This window comes from Nonomuraea sp. NPDC050202 (genome assembly GCF_040656115.1).
Lineage (GTDB): Bacteria > Actinomycetota > Actinomycetes > Streptosporangiales > Streptosporangiaceae > Nonomuraea.
This window is the reverse complement of sequence record NZ_JBFALF010000004.1, coordinates 342911-356755: the sequence shown is the minus strand read 5'-3', so window position 1 is coordinate 356755 and position 13845 is coordinate 342911. Positions and strand designations below refer to the sequence as shown.

Sequence of the window (13845 nt, the reverse complement as noted above, 5' to 3'; positions counted from 1 at the left end):
CTCGCACAACGCCTTGACAACGTTGTCTGCCCCTGCCGCATGAGACATGATCCAGGCGTGAGACCGACGATGAAGGACGTCGCCTCGGCGGCGGGCGTGGCGCTCAAGACCGTCTCGCGCGTCGTGAACGGCGAGCCCGGCGTGCACCCCGCCACCGCCGAGCGGGTGCGCGCGGCCATCGACCGGCTGGGCTACAGCCGCAACGAGAGCGCACGCGTGCTGCGCAGAGGCAGGACCGCCACGATCGGGCTGGTCATCGAGGACGTGGCCGATCCGTTCTACTCGGGGCTGAGCAGGGCCGTGGAGGGCGTGGTCATCGAGCACGGCTGCCTGCTGCTGAGCGGCTCGTCCGGGGAGGAGCCCGGCAGGGAGCGGGAGCTGGTCGAGACGTTCTGCGCGCGCCGGGTGGACGGGCTGATCATGGTGCCCGCGGGCGACGACCACACGTACCTGCGGCCCGAGCTGGAGACCGGCACGCCGGTGGTGTTCGCCGACCGGCCGCCGGGTGCGGGGATCGACGTGGACACGGTGCTCACCGACAACGTGGGCGGGGCCAGGCAGGCGGTCCGCCACCTCATGACGCACGGCCATCGCCGGATCGCCTTCCTCGGCGACGACCCGGCCATCTTCACGGCCTCGCAGCGGCTGCGCGGCTACCGCGAGGAGCTGGGCGGGCTCTTCGACGGGCGGCTGGTGTCGATGCGGCCGCCCGCGATGGAGGCCGCCCGCGAGGACCTGGCACGCATGTTCGCCCTGGACGATCCGCCGACGGCGCTGTTCACCGGCAACGGCCGCCACACCGTGACCACCCTGCGGGCCCTGGAAGGGCGGCGGGTGGCGCTGGTCGGGTTCGACGACTTCGAGCTGGCCGACCTGCTCAGGCCGGGGGTGACCGTGGTGGCGCAGGATCCGTCGTGGATGGGACGGGTCTCGGCCGAGCTGCTGTTCCGCCGCCTGCGCGGCGACGGCGGCCCGTCCGAGCACCTCGAACTCCCGGTACGGCTCATCCCCCGCGGCTCGGGCGAACTCCCTCCGGCAGGCTAGGCCCGCTTCGGGGAAGGCTGGGCCGTGACCTGGGCGGGCGCGGGCCGCAACACGCGCACCAGCGCGAGCGCGACCAGGATCCCCGCCGCGCCCGACACGGCGATGGCCTGCCCCGGCGCGATCACCTCACCCAGCGCCCCGATCAGCGCCGCCCCCACCGCCTGCCCGGTCATGAGCCCCGCCGACTGCAACCCGAACGCCTGCCCCCGCGCCTCCTCCGGCACCGCGTCCACGAACCGCCGCTGCAACCCGAGCTGGTACGCCAGCCCGGCCGCCCCCATCGCCGCCAGCGCGGCCGCCCAGCCGACCCCCGGCGAGGCGGCGAACCCCAGCCACGGCACCCCCAGCAGCACCGCCAGCGGCATCGACAGCCGCTCCCGCAGCGCGGGCGCCGCGAACCGCCCCACCACGAACTCGCCGACCGCCATGCCGCCCGCCGCCGCCGCGAGCACCACCCCGGCCTCCCCCTGCCCGCCCAGGTAGGGCACGACCATGGCCTCCGCGCCCGCCAGGCACACGCACGGCAGCCACCCGGCCAGGAGCAGCCCGCGCACCCGCCCGTCGGCCAGCAGCCGCCGGTTGACCTGCCAGGTCTGCCGCACCGCCCCCTGACCACCGGCCTGCCGCGCCGCCCTCTGCTCACCGGCCTGCCGCGCCGCCCCCTGACCACCGGCCTGCCGCGCCGCCCGGTACGGCAGCCCGAACCGCAGCACCAGCGCCGCCACCACCGACAGCCCGGCCGTGACCGCCAGCGCCCCTGGCGGCCCGGCGAAGGCCAGGAAGGCGCCCCCGGCGGCCAGCCCCACGATCTGCGCCCCGGCCGAGGCCACGTTCAGGACCGACCGTCCCAGCACGAACGCGTCGCCCGGCAGCACTTCGGGCAACATCGCCGCCCGCGCCGCGAAGAACACCGGCGAGAACAATCCCGTGGCCACCACCAGGGCCAGCATGCCCCACACGGGCAGCCCGGCGTAGGCCAGCAGCAGGCAGGTGACCGCCCTGACCAGCTCCCCCGCGATCATCAGCGCCCGCGGCGGCAGCCGGTCGGCCAGGGAGAGCAGGAACATCCCGCCGAGGAAGAACGGCAGCCACCCGGCCATGTACGCCGCGGCCGACAGCCCCGGCGACCCGGTCCGCTCGTACACCAGCACGGACAGGGCCAGCATCTTGACCCCGTCGCCGGCGATCAGCAGCACGAAGCTGCCGAAGAGCACCTTGAACTCCCTGACGGCGAACACCTCGCCGAACGTCGCTGCCTTCACGCTCACGATGCTGGGTCCGGCCCCAGCTCTGGGGCGAATTCTTCGGATATAACCGAAAGGTGCTGATGACGATCGAGGTCGTTCCGCAGGATCTGATGGCGAGCAGGTTCGCGATCTCGCCCCTGATCGAGACCATGCACGCGCAGTGGGTGCTGACGGGCCGCTACCGGGCGGGCGCGCACGGCCCGTGGGTGGCGCGGTGGCGCGGGACGTACAGGGAGCTGGTGCGGCGGCATCCCGTGCTGCGGGCCGCCGGCGCCGTCAGCGGCAACAGGGGGGACGCGAACGTCGACTTCATCGCGCCTCCGCCGACCGCCGTGGACGTGCCGTTCGAGGCAGAGCTGGCGGCCATGCGGGCGACCCCGCCGGCGCAGGCGCACGCGGAGATCGAGCGGGTCCTGGCCAAGCGGCCTCCGGTGGCCCGCTGGGTCAGGGAGCTGCTGCTGGGGCCCGAGGTGGTGGCGCGGTTCGCTGATGCGTACGAGGCGCTGTGGACGGAGATCCTCGCCCACGACTGGCCGCGCTTCCGGGCGATCCTGCAGCGGGACGTGGCCTACCGGGCCGGGCGGCTGGCCGCGTACGGCTGGCAGGCGGCGCTGGAGGACCTCAGCCCGAAGGTGCACTGGCGGGCCGGCGGCCGGATCGAGATCGAGATGAACTCCACGGGCAGCCACCGGCTCGGCGGCAAGGGGCTGCTCTTCGTGCCCTCGGCGTTCATGGAGACCATCGGCACCTATCTGGAGGACGACTGGCCGTACGCGATGGTCTATCCCGCCAGGGGCATCGCGGCCGCGCCGGCACCGCCACCGCGGGACCTGGCCGCGCTGATCGGGCGCAGCCGGGCCCGCATCCTGAGCGAGCTGGCCGAGCCCGCCACCACCACCCAGCTCGCCGTCCTGCTCGGGCAGGGCGTGGGCACCGCGGGCGAGCACATCGCCGCGCTGCGCAGGACGGGGCTGATCGCGGGCACGCGTACGGGCCGCAGCGTGTTGTACGCGCGCACGCCACTCGGCGACGCCTTGATCAACGGCTAGCCTGTGCTCCGGGAAGCACGAAGCTATAGTTGTTGCGCATCAGTTCTGCAAAAATGTTCACGCACCGCACCCAGGAGCGCGCGAATGAATGCCGCCGACGTCGCACCCGAGGCTCAGGCCAGGTTCCCCCACGAGCTGATGTACGCGGCGGCCCAGCAGTACTACCTGGAGGACGCCACCCAGGGCGACATCGCCAAACGCCTGGGCGTCAGCAGGGCGACCGTGAGCCGGCTGCTCACCGAGGCCCGCAAGCAGGGCATCGTCGAGATCAAGGTGCACCGCCCGGCCGCGCTGGGCGACGGCCCGCTGGCCGCCGAGGTGGCGCGGGCGCTCGGCCTGGACCGCGTCCACCTGGTGCCCAAGGTCAGCGGCCCGGCGCTGGGCCCGTGGCTGGCCCCCGGGGTGACCCGCGCGCTGGCCACCGTCGGCCTGGAGTCGGGCGACGTCGTGCTGGTCTCCTCCGGCACCACGGTGTACGAGTGCGCCCGCGAGGGCCTCGGCCACTACCCCGGTGTCACGATCGCCCCCGCCGTGGGCGGCCAGGAGGAGCCGCAGCCCTGGTTCCAGACCAACGAGACCACCCGCATCCTGGCCGAGCGCATCGGCGGCGTGCCCGCCTACCTCTACGCGCCCGCGCTGCCGGGGCCCGAGCTGTTCTACTCGCTCCAGCACGAGCCCTCCGTGCGCCGCGTCATGGATCTGTGGGCGCACGCCAAGTGCGCGGTCGTGGGCGTCGGCTCGCCCCCGCTGACCAGGCAGATGGTGCCCTCCCTGATGCCCCGCGACGCCGAGGGCCTGCGCCAGGCGGTGGGCGACGTGTGCATGCGGACCTACGACCGCGACGGCGCGCCCGTCACGTACCCGGGCAGCGAGCGCCTGGTGGCCGCCAAGCCGGAGGAGCTGCGCCGCATCCCCCACACGATCGCCGTGGCGGTCGGCGCGGAGAAGGTGCTCTCGATCGTGGCCGGCGCGAAGGGCGGGTACTTCAACCAGCTCGTGACGGATACGCCTACGGCGGAGGGCCTCCTGGCAGCCGCTCACCAAGTCTGAACACTTTTGCTGGACAAAGTTTCTGAACGCGCGCTAACGTGAGCCGCACCACAGGGTGTGCGCTCGTGTGAAGGCGTTCCCTGTGTCGGGGGCAGGTTGCGTTCAGACCCGGCGTAAGTGAGGAAAAAAACCCGTGAACAGAGCTCATATGCGGACCTCCGCGTTCGCCGCAGTGGCAGTGCTCGCAGTCTCCGTGCTGGCGGCCTGCGGCTCAGGCCCGGACGCAGGCGGGGGCACCGGCGGTGGCGACGGTGGCGTGCAGAACGCCAAGGTCGCCTTCCTCATGCCCGACCTCGCCTCCACCCGGTACGAGCTGCAGGACAAGCCGCTGTTCGAGGCCAGGATGAAGCAGCTCTGCCCGACCTGCGAGGTCATCTACCAGAACGCCGACTCCGACGCCGCCAAGCAGCAGCAGCAGGCCAACTCCGCGCTCGCCCAGGGCGTCAAGGCCATCGTGATCGACCCGGTCGACTCCGCCGCCGCGGCCACCATCGTCAAGTCCGCGCAGGCGCAGCAGGTGCCGATCATCGCCTACGACCGGCCCATCCCGGCCACCCCGGCCGACTACTACATCTCCTTCGACAACGAGAAGATCGGCTCCCTGATCGCCCAATCGCTGGTCGACCACCTCAAGGCGGAGAACGCCGAGGGCGGCATCCTCCAGGTCAACGGCTCGCCCACGGACGCGGCGGCCGGGCTGATCAAGAAGGGCATCCACAGCGCGGTGGACCCGAGCGGGTTCAAGCTGCTGGCCGAGTACGACACTCCCGACTGGCAGCCGGAGAAGGCCCAGACCTGGGTCAGCGGCCAGATCACCCAGTTCAAGGACCAGATCGTCGGCGTGGTCGCGGCCAACGACGGCACCGGCGGCGGCGCGATCGCCGCGTTCAAGGCGGCGGGCGTGAAGGTGCCGCCCGTCACCGGCAACGACGCCGAGGTGGCCGCCGCCCAGCGCATCATCTCGGGCGACCAGTACAACACGATCTCCAAGCCCATCAAGATCGTCGCCGAGGCGTCGGCCAACGTGGCCTGGGAGTTCATGCAGGGCAAGAAGCCCGCCGGCAAGACGACCCTCTACGAGACGCCGTCCGAGCTGTTCGTCCCCACGGTCGTGACCAAGGAGAACATCAAGGAGGTGCTGTTCGACAGCGGCATCATGAAGGCCGCCGACGTCTGCTCCGGTGAGTACGCCAAGGGCTGCGAAGAGCTCGGGATCAAGTGATGACCGTCCTGTCCCTGCGCGGGATCAGCAAGACCTTCGGCGCCGTGGCCGCGCTCACCGACATCGAGCTCGATGTCGCGGCCGGCCAGGTCGTCGCCATCGTCGGCGACAACGGCGCGGGCAAGTCGACGCTGGTCAAGATCCTTTCCGGGGTGCACCCGCCGGACGGCGGCACGATCACGTTCGAGGGCCGCGAGGTGGAGATCCCCACCCCGGCCGCCGCCCACAAGCTGGGCATCGCCACCGTCTTCCAGGACCTGGCGCTCTGCGAGAACCTCAACGTCATCCAGAACCTGTTCCTCGGCCAGGAGATCCGCCCCCTCCGGCTGAACGACGTGGCTATGGAGACCCGCTCGTGGGAGCTGCTCCGCCAGCTCTCCGCCAAGATCCCGAGCGTGCGGGTGCCGGTCGCCGCGCTGTCGGGCGGCCAGCGCCAGACGGTGGCCATCGCCAGGTCGCTGCTCGGCGACCCCAAGGTCATCATCCTGGACGAGCCCACCGCCGCGCTCGGCGTGGCCCAGACGGCCGAGGTGCTCAACCTGGTCGAGCGGCTGCGCGAGAACGGCCTGGGCGTCATCATGATCAGCCACAACATGGCGGACGTGAAGGCCGTCGCCGACACCGTCGCGGTGCTGCGGCTCGGCCGCAACAACGGGCTCTTCGACGTGGGCAGCGTCTCCACCGAGGACATCGTCGCCGCCATCACCGGCGCCACCGACAACGTGGTGTCCCGGCGCGCCCAGAAAGGACAGAGGTCGTGACGACAACGGCGACCGACCGCCAGGACGAGCGGCTCCAGAGCCGGGAAGGGCTGCGCGGCGCGCTGACCGACGTGGTCGAGCGGGCCCGCGGCGGCGACCTGGGCGTCATCCCGGTCGTGGTGGGGCTCATCGTCATCTGGTCGGTGTTCCAGATCCTGAACCCGATCTTCCTGTCCAGCGCGAACCTGGTGAACCTCACCCTGGAGTCCGCCGCCGTCGGCATCATCGCGCTCGGCATCGTCTGCGTGCTGCTGGTCGGCCAGATCGACCTGTCCGTCGGCTCCGTCAGCGGCCTGTCGGGGGCGGTGCTGGCGGTGCTGTTCGTGAGCGAGGGACTGCCGGTCTGGCTGGCCATCCTGGCGTCGGTGCTCATGGGCGCCGTCATCGGCTGGCTGTACGGGCAGCTCTTCAACCGGTTCGGCGTGCCCAGCTTCGTCATCACGCTGGCCGGGCTGCTGGCCTTCCTGGGGCTCCAGCTCTACGTGCTGGGCACCAAGGGCTCGATCAACCTGCCCTTCGACTCGGGGCTGGTGAACTTCGCCCAGCTCGACTTCGTACCGGCCTGGCTGTCGTACACCTTCGCCGTGATCGCGGCCGTCTGGCTGTTCGCCGGCGGATACCTGCACGCGCGGGAGCGGCGCAGGGCCGGGCTGTCGGCCAAGGGTGTCTCCACGCTGGCCCTCAGGAGCGTGGCGCTGCTGGCCGTCCTGGCGTTCGTGGTCTGGTACCTCGGGCAGACGCGCGGCGTGGGCTGGATGTTCGTCTTCTTCGTGGCACTCGTGCTGATCATGCACTACCTGCTGTCGCGGACGAAGTGGGGCCGCGCCGTCTACGCCGTGGGCGGCAACGTGGAGGCCGCGCGCCGCGCGGGCATCAACGTCAGGGCCGTCTACACCTCCGTCTTCGTGCTCTGCTCGACGTTCGCCGCGGTCGGCGGCATCCTGGCCGCGGCCCGGCTGGCGGCGGCCAACCAGAGCAGCGGCTCGGGCGACGTCAACCTCAACGCCATCGCGGCGGCCGTGATCGGCGGCACCAGCCTGTTCGGCGGGCGCGGCACCGCGTTCGGCGCGCTGCTCGGCATCATCGTGATCCAGTCCATCTCCAGCGGCCTGACCCTGCTCAACCTCGACTCCTCGATCCGGTTCGTGGTCACCGGGGCGGTGCTGCTGCTCGCCGTCATCGTCGACTCCGTGTCGCGCCGGTCCAGGACCTCCCACGGCAGGGCCTGATGGCGATCATCTGCGTGGACGCGGGCACCACGGTCATCAAGGCCGTCGGGTACGACTCCACCGGCGCCGAAGCGGCCGTGGCCAGGCGCGGGACCGTCGTGTCCAGGCCCGCGCCCGGCCACGCCGAGCAGGCCATGCACGCCGTCTGGGACGCGGTCGCCGCCACCGTGCGCGAGGTCGCCGCCCAGGTCGGCGGCGCCGACTTCGTCGCGGTCACGGCCCAGGGCGACGGCTGCTGGCTGGTGGACGCCGACGGCGAGCCCACCGGGCCCGCCGTCCTCTGGAACGACGCCAGGGCCGCCTCGATCGTCGACAGGTGGACCCGCGACGGGCTGGCCGCCGAGGCGTTCCGGGTCAACGGCTCCTCGGCCGCGTCCGGGCTGCCGCACGCCGTCCTCGCCTGGCTGGGCGAGCACAGCCCCGCGCGGCTGGCCCGGTCGAGCACCATGCTGACCTGCGGCGGGTGGATCTTCTCCCGGATGACCGGGGAGCTGGTGGCCGACGAGTCCGACGCGTCGGCGCCGTTCATGGACCTGCGGGCGCGGGCGTACGCGCCGGAGCTGCTGTCCATGTTCGGGCTGGGCTGGGCCGAGCGGCTGCTCCCGCAGGTCCGCCCCTGCCCCGTCGCCGGGCTCACCTCCGAGGCGGCCGCCGCGCTCGGGCTGGCCACCGGCACGCCCGTCGTGATGGCCCCGTACGACATCGCCTCGACCGCGCTGGGCGCGGGGGCGGTGGAGCCCGGGCAGGCGTGCGGCATCCTCGGCACGACGCTCTGCACCGAGGTCGTCGTCGGCTCCCCCGACCTCGACGGCGAGCCGATCGGCATCACGATCGCGCTGCCCGGCGGCTACCTGCGGGCGTTCCCGACGTTCGCGGGGACCGAGGTGGTGCAGTGGACGTGCCGGCTGCTGGGGCTGTCGGAGCCCGCCGAGCTGGGCGAGCTGGCAATGTCGAGCCGGCCGGGGGCGGGCGGGCTGGCGTTCCTGCCGTACCTGTCGCCCGCGGGCGAGCGGGCGCCGTTCTCCGACCCGCTGGCCAGCGGGGCGCTGCTGGGCATGTCGTTCGAGCACGACCGCGCGGACGTGGCCAGGGCGGTGCTCGAAGGGCTCACGATGGTCATCCGCGACTGCCTGGCGGCCACCGGGGCGGCGCCCGGCGAGCTGCGGGTGTGCGGGGGCGGCTCGAACAGCGCCACGTGGCTGCGGCTGATCGCCGACGTCACCGGGCTGCCCGTGCACCGCTCGGCCGACACCGAGGTGGGGGCACGGGGGGCGTACCTGGTGGGGCTGGCCGCCACGGGCGCCGCGCCGTCCGTGGCCGCTGCCGCCGCCGAGCACGTACGGCTGCGCGACGCGGTCGAGCCCGACCCCGGCCGCCGCGCCTTCTACGACCGGCTCTTCCAGGACTTCCTCGCCCTGCGCGGCACCAGCTCCAGCACGTGGCCGCTGCTGGGCGACATGAGGAGCCGTCCATGAGCGCGTGGATCGGCATCGACCTCGGGACGCAGAGCGTGCGGGCGATGGCCGTCGCGGCCGACGGCCGGGTGCTCGGCACCGGCAGCCGGCCGCTGACCAGCCACCGCGACGGGCCCCGGCACGAGCAGGACCCCGAACAGTGGTGGCGCGAGCTGGCCGCGGCCACCCGCGAGGCGGTGAGCTCCGCCGGCGGGCCCATCGAGGGCGTGGCGGTGGCCGCGACCTCTGGAACGATCCTGCTCACGGACACGTCGGGCCGCCCGCTGACACCCGCCCTCATGTACGACGACCGCCGCGCCGACGCCTCCCGGGCCAACGAGGTGGGGGCGCAGGTGTGGGAGCGGCTCGGCTACCGGCGCATGCAGCCGAACTGGGCGCTGCCGAAGCTGCTGTGGCTGCTGCGCGACGCGCCGGCCGGAGCCCGGCTCGCCCACCAGAGCGACTTCGTCAACCGGCGCCTGACCGGGCACGCCGTCGCGACCGACCTGAGCAACGCGCTCAAGACCGGCGTGGACCTCATCGAGGAGCGCTGGCCGCTGGAGGTGTTCGACGCGCTGGGCGTTCCCGGCGCGATGCTGCCCGAGGTCGTGCGGCCCGGCACCCGGCTGGGCGTGGTGTGCGCCGCGGCGGCCGAGGAGACCGGCCTCCCTGCCGGCACCCCCGTGATCGCCGGAACCACGGACGGCTGCGCGGCCCAGCTCGGCGCGGGGGCCCTGCGGGCGGGGAGCTGGAACTCCGTGCTGGGCACGACCCTCGTGCTGAAGGGCGTGACGAAGGAGCTGATCCACGACCCGCTGGGCGTCGTGTACTCGCACCGGGCTCCTGACGGGTCCTGGCTGCCGGGCGGCGCGTCCAGCACGGGCGCGGGCGCCCTGACCCGCGACCTGCCGGGCCGCGACCTCGACGCTCTCAGCGCCGAGGCGGCCACCCGCGAGCTGCCCCCTGCCGTCACGTACCCGCTCGTGTCGCGCGGCGAGCGGTTCCCCTTCGACGCCCCCGGCGCCGAGGGCTTCACGCTCGGCGAGCCGGTCGACGACGTCGAGCGGTACGCCGCCATCCTGCTCGGGGCGGCCTTCGTCGAGCGCCTGTGCTTCGACTACCTCGACCTCCTCGGCGCCCCCGTGGACGGCGAGCTCGTCCTGACCGGCGGCGCCACCCGGAGCGCGTACTGGACCCGGCTCAGGGCGGACGTCCTGGGGCGGCCCGTGACGCTGCGGGAGAACGCCGAGCCCGCGCTGGGCATGGCCGTCCTGGCGGGCGGCGACCCGGCGAGCATGATCAGGACCAGGGCGGTCGTGGAGCCGTCGGGGGCCGACCTGCGCGAGCCGTACCTGCGGTTCGTCACCGAGCTGGAACGGCGCGGCTGGCTCGACGCCACCGCCGCCGCACACGCCCGCGAGAGGACCACCACCCGATGACCGACCTCGTGCTCGTCCGCCACGGCGAGACCGTCTGGCACGCCGAGAACCGCTACGCCGGGATCACCGACGTCGAGCTGACCCCGCGCGGCCTCGACCAGGCCGCGCGACTGGCGGGCTGGGCGGCCGGAGCGGGCCTGGAGGCGGTCTGGGCCTCCCCGCTCAGCCGCGCCAGGATCACCGCCGAGACCGCCGCCGCCAAGGCCGGCGCCACGGTACGGCTCGACGAGCGGCTGCGGGAGCTGGACTTCGGCCAGGGCGACGGCCTCACCTCGGCCGAGATGAAGGCCCGCTTCCCTGAGGCCCGCGCCGCGTTCGAGGCCGACCCGGCCGCGCACCCGCTCCCGGGAGGCGAGGACCCGCACCGCGCCGCCGGCCGTTTCGTCGCCGCGCTCGACGACATCGCGGCGGCGCACCCGGGCGGCCGCGTGCTGGTGGTGGCGCACACGACCGCCATCAGGCTGGCCCTGTGCCGGCTCATCGGCGTGCCGCTGGGCGAGTACCGGCGGCTGTTCCCGCGCCTGGACAACTGCGCCCTGACCGAGCTGCGCCTCCGCGATGACGGGCAGGTGGCGATGCTGCAGTACAACTCCCCGATTGGAGCCGTTCGTTGACCATCCGAGTCCTTGCCGCGGGCGATCACTTCGTCCAGAACCGCCTGCTCATCGACGCCATCCGGCACGCGGTCCCCACCGAGGTGGACATCCGCGAGCTGACGCTGCCGTGGCCGGTGGTGCCGTTCGGCCGGGTGGGCGAGGTGGACGAGGCCTCCGACGTGGAGGAGGAGCTGATCGAGGCGCTGCGCGGCGTCGAGGTGTGCGTGACCCAGATGGCCCCGCTCACCAAGCGCGTCCTGGACGCCTCGCCCGACCTGCGGCTGTTCTGCGTGAGCAGGGGCGGCCCGGTCAACGCCAACCTGGAGGCCGCCGCGCGGGCCGGGGTCGCGGTGACGTTCGCGCCGGGCCGCAACGCGGTGGCGACCGCCGAGCACACCCTGGCCATGCTGCTGGCCGCCACCCGCCGCATCCCCCAGACGCACGCCGACCTGGCGGCGGGCGTGTGGCGCGGCGACTACTACACCTACGACAACGTCGGCCCCGAGCTGGAGGGCAACACGGTCGGCCTGGTCGGCTACGGCGCGATCGGCCGCCGCGTGGCCCGCATGCTGGAGGGCTTCGGCGCGAACGTCCTCGTCCACGACCCGTACGTGGCCGCCCCGAACAGCGTCGGCCTGCCTGAGCTGCTCGAACGTTCCCTGTTCGTCTCCCTGCACGCCCGCGCCACCCCGGAGACCGCCGGCCTGATCGGCGCCACCGAGATCGCCGCCATGCCGAAGGGCTCGGTCCTGGTCAACTGCGCCAGGGGCGCGCTGCTCGACTACGACGCCCTGTGCGACGCGCTCGACTCCGGCCACCTGTTCGGCGCCGCGATGGACGTCTTCCCCGAGGAGCCCATCCCCCAGGGCTCGCGCCTGCTCACGACGCCGAACCTGGTCATGACCCCGCACCTGGCCGGGGCCAGCAAGGAGACGGCGATGAAGGCCGCCGCGATCGTGGCCGCCGACGTGGCCCGCTACGTGCGCGGCGAGCCCCTGGCGCACGTCGCTACCCCTTGAGCGCCCCCGCCATGAGCCCGCGCATGAAGAACCGGCCCAGCAGCACGTAGATCAGCATCGTCGGGATGGACGCGAGGATGGCCGCCGCCATCTGCTGGCTGTACGGGGTGGCCTGCGCGCCCGCGATGTTGTTCAGCATCACGGTCGTGGGCCAGCTCGTCGGCCCGGTCAGGAAGACGGCGAACAGGAAGTCGTTCCAGAGCGAGGTGAACTGCCAGATGATCACCACGGCGATGGCGGGCCCCGACACGGGCAGCACCACCGACCAGTACGCCCGCAGCAGCCCCGCCCCGTCCACCCGCGACGCCTCGATCAGCTCGTCGGGGATCGTCACGTAGTAGTTGCGGAAGATCAGCGTGCAGATCGGGATGCCGTAGACCACGTGCGCCAGCACCAGCCCGGGGATGCCGCCGTAGAACACCCCCTGCAGCCCGGCGAACTGGTCGATCGACACGAGAAGCTGCACCAGCGGGATCATCACCCCCTGGTACGGGATGAACATCCCGAACAGGAACAGCGTGAACAGCAGGTCCGCTCCGGGAAAGCGCCACTTGGACAGCACGTACCCGTTCATGGAGCCGAGCGCGCACGACAGCAGCGACCCGGGGACGGCGAGCAGCACGCTGTTCCACAGTCCGGGGGCGAGCTTCTCCCACGCCACCCGCCACGCCTCGGTCGTCCACGTCACCGGGAGGTTCCAGGCCTGGCTCGGGTCCGCCTCGGTGAGCGGCTTGAAGCTGGTGACGAGCAGCACGTAGATGGGGATCAGGAAGACCACCACGAACAGCACCAGCAGCCCGAACCTGGCCCACCCGAAGACGGCCGCCCTGCGCCCCGCCACCGCCGTCATGATCGCCTCTCCTTGCGCACCGACCAGATCAGGTACGGGATCACGAAGATCGCCACGCTGAGCACGATGTACGAGGCGATCGTGGCCCCCTTGGCCGGATCGTTGGAGTCGAACACCGCCACCCACATGAACACCGCCGGCACGTCGGTGATGATCTGCTTGCCGGACACCGCCACGATCAGGTCGAACACCTTGAGCGAGATGTGCCCCAGGATGATCAGCGCGGAGAGGGTGACCGGCCGGAGCAGCGGCAGCACGACGTACCGGTAGACGCCCCACTCGGTGCAGCCGTCCACCCGCGCGGCCTCCCGCAGCTCCTCGGGCACCCCCCGGAAGCCGGCCAGGAAGAGTGCCATGACATATCCGGACATTTGCCAGATGGCCGGCAGCGCCATCGCCGCCATCCCCCAGTCCGGGTCCCGGAACCACTGCCACTGCGGCAGCCCGATCCAGTCGAAGAGCCGGTTCAGCCCGACCGCCCGCTCCTGCGTGCCCGAGTTCATCAGCCACCGCCACACGATGCCGGTCGCCACGAACGAGATGGCCATCGGGAACAGGTAGATCGCCCGGAACGTCCCCTCGCCCCTGATCCCCTTCTCCATGAGGAACGCCAGCAACCATCCGAGCACCAGCGCGCCCAGCACGAACACGATCGTGAACATGATCGCGTGGTTCACCGAGAGGTGCCATCGCTGCTGATCCCAGATGTCGATGAAGTTCTGCAGCCCGACGAACTCCCCCTCGGACACCGCGTCGTGCTGGTCGGTCATGGCGACCCGGAAGTTCCAGCCGAGCATGCCGTACACGAACACGCCGATCAGGATGATCGACGGCGCGACGAGGAGCAGTCCGGGCAGCCACGTGCGTGCCCGCCTCACATGCTTT

13 protein-coding genes are annotated in these 13845 nt (G+C 72.5%); 10 read left to right on the top strand and 3 right to left on the bottom strand.

Going from position 1 to position 13845, the window contains the following annotated elements; translation table 11 throughout:
• The first annotated feature begins 69 nt into the window (after positions 1 to 69).
• Entirely contained in the window at positions 70 to 1044 is a 975-nt protein-coding gene (locus tag AB0I79_RS15400) for a LacI family DNA-binding transcriptional regulator (RefSeq protein ID WP_357873058.1), read from the top strand.
• Here the strand turns inward: AB0I79_RS15400 and AB0I79_RS15395 are convergent.
• Positions 1041 to 2306 (bottom strand): MFS transporter, encoded by a 1266-nt coding sequence (locus AB0I79_RS15395; RefSeq protein WP_357872481.1) that lies wholly within the window; start codon positions 2304 to 2306, stop codon positions 1041 to 1043. The two genes, AB0I79_RS15400 and AB0I79_RS15395, sit on opposite strands and share 4 nt — an antisense overlap.
• 65 nt (positions 2307 to 2371) lie before the next feature.
• Here AB0I79_RS15395 and AB0I79_RS15390 point away from each other — a divergent pair, with 65 nt between their 5' ends.
• The 9 genes from AB0I79_RS15390 (at position 2372) to AB0I79_RS15350 (ending at position 12110) form a co-directional block, all read left to right on the top strand.
• Positions 2372 to 3340 carry a DUF5937 family protein gene (locus AB0I79_RS15390; protein ID WP_357872478.1) on the top strand — a complete coding sequence of 323 codons (969 nt, stop codon included), beginning with the start codon at positions 2372 to 2374 and terminating at the stop codon, positions 3338 to 3340.
• Positions 3341 to 3424: 84 nt separating this feature from the next.
• Positions 3425 to 4390, top strand: coding sequence for a sugar-binding domain-containing protein (locus AB0I79_RS15385; protein WP_357872475.1), 966 nt, complete (start codon positions 3425 to 3427; stop codon positions 4388 to 4390).
• Between the two features lie 133 nt (positions 4391 to 4523).
• On the top strand, positions 4524 to 5612 hold the full coding sequence (locus tag AB0I79_RS15380) for a sugar ABC transporter substrate-binding protein (RefSeq protein ID WP_357872472.1): 1089 nt from the start codon (positions 4524 to 4526) through the stop codon (positions 5610 to 5612).
• Positions 5612 to 6373 (top strand): ATP-binding cassette domain-containing protein, encoded by a 762-nt coding sequence (locus AB0I79_RS15375; RefSeq protein ID WP_357872469.1) that lies wholly within the window; start codon positions 5612 to 5614, stop codon positions 6371 to 6373. The genes AB0I79_RS15380 and AB0I79_RS15375 overlap by 1 nt, the downstream gene beginning before the upstream one ends.
• On the top strand, positions 6370 to 7602 hold the full coding sequence (locus tag AB0I79_RS15370) for a sugar ABC transporter permease (protein WP_357872466.1): 1233 nt from the start codon (positions 6370 to 6372) through the stop codon (positions 7600 to 7602). The genes AB0I79_RS15375 and AB0I79_RS15370 overlap by 4 nt, the downstream gene beginning before the upstream one ends.
• Entirely contained in the window at positions 7602 to 9077 is a 1476-nt protein-coding gene (locus AB0I79_RS15365; RefSeq protein ID WP_357872465.1) for an FGGY-family carbohydrate kinase, read from the top strand. Before AB0I79_RS15370 ends, AB0I79_RS15365 begins: the two co-directional genes overlap by 1 nt.
• The gene (locus AB0I79_RS15360; RefSeq protein ID WP_357872463.1) at positions 9074 to 10495 is read left to right on the top strand and encodes an FGGY family carbohydrate kinase; all 1422 of its coding nucleotides are present in this window, start codon (positions 9074 to 9076) and stop codon (positions 10493 to 10495) included. The genes AB0I79_RS15365 and AB0I79_RS15360 overlap by 4 nt, the downstream gene beginning before the upstream one ends.
• Positions 10492 to 11109: a histidine phosphatase family protein gene (locus AB0I79_RS15355; RefSeq protein ID WP_357872460.1), complete on the top strand. Its 618-nt coding sequence runs from the start codon at positions 10492 to 10494 to the stop codon at positions 11107 to 11109. Before AB0I79_RS15360 ends, AB0I79_RS15355 begins: the two co-directional genes overlap by 4 nt.
• A complete protein-coding gene (locus AB0I79_RS15350) occupies positions 11106 to 12110 on the top strand; it encodes a 2-hydroxyacid dehydrogenase (RefSeq protein WP_357872458.1) in 1005 nt (334 codons plus the stop codon). Before AB0I79_RS15355 ends, AB0I79_RS15350 begins: the two co-directional genes overlap by 4 nt.
• Here AB0I79_RS15350 and AB0I79_RS15345 read toward each other — a convergent pair.
• Both AB0I79_RS15345 and AB0I79_RS15340 read right to left on the bottom strand, forming a co-directional pair.
• Positions 12100 to 12960: a carbohydrate ABC transporter permease gene (locus AB0I79_RS15345; RefSeq protein ID WP_357872455.1), complete on the bottom strand. Its 861-nt coding sequence runs from the start codon at positions 12958 to 12960 to the stop codon at positions 12100 to 12102. The two genes, AB0I79_RS15350 and AB0I79_RS15345, sit on opposite strands and share 11 nt — an antisense overlap.
• The gene (locus AB0I79_RS15340) at positions 12957 to 13838 is read right to left on the bottom strand and encodes a sugar ABC transporter permease (RefSeq protein WP_357872452.1); all 882 of its coding nucleotides are present in this window, start codon (positions 13836 to 13838) and stop codon (positions 12957 to 12959) included. Before AB0I79_RS15340 ends, AB0I79_RS15345 begins: the two co-directional genes overlap by 4 nt.
• Positions 13839 to 13845: the final 7 nt, after the last annotated feature.

What these genes read in the sequence shown, in the direction of transcription:
- AB0I79_RS15385 (WP_357872475.1), top strand. Translation starts at nt 3,425, where the DNA reads ATGAATGCCGCCGACGTCGCACCCGAGGCTCAGGCCAGGTTCCCCCAC.
- AB0I79_RS15360 (WP_357872463.1), top strand. Translation starts at nt 9,074, where the DNA reads ATGAGCGCGTGGATCGGCATCGACCTCGGGACGCAGAGCGTGCGGGCG.
- AB0I79_RS15400 (WP_357873058.1), top strand. Translation starts at nt 70, where the DNA reads ATGAAGGACGTCGCCTCGGCGGCGGGCGTGGCGCTCAAGACCGTCTCG.
- AB0I79_RS15365 (WP_357872465.1), top strand. Translation starts at nt 7,602, where the DNA reads ATGGCGATCATCTGCGTGGACGCGGGCACCACGGTCATCAAGGCCGTC.
- AB0I79_RS15390 (WP_357872478.1), top strand. Translation starts at nt 2,372, where the DNA reads ATGACGATCGAGGTCGTTCCGCAGGATCTGATGGCGAGCAGGTTCGCG.
- AB0I79_RS15345 (WP_357872455.1), bottom strand. Translation starts at nt 12,960, where the DNA reads ATGACGGCGGTGGCGGGGCGCAGGGCGGCCGTCTTCGGGTGGGCCAGG.
- AB0I79_RS15355 (WP_357872460.1), top strand. Translation starts at nt 10,492, where the DNA reads ATGACCGACCTCGTGCTCGTCCGCCACGGCGAGACCGTCTGGCACGCC.
- AB0I79_RS15375 (WP_357872469.1), top strand. Translation starts at nt 5,612, where the DNA reads ATGACCGTCCTGTCCCTGCGCGGGATCAGCAAGACCTTCGGCGCCGTG.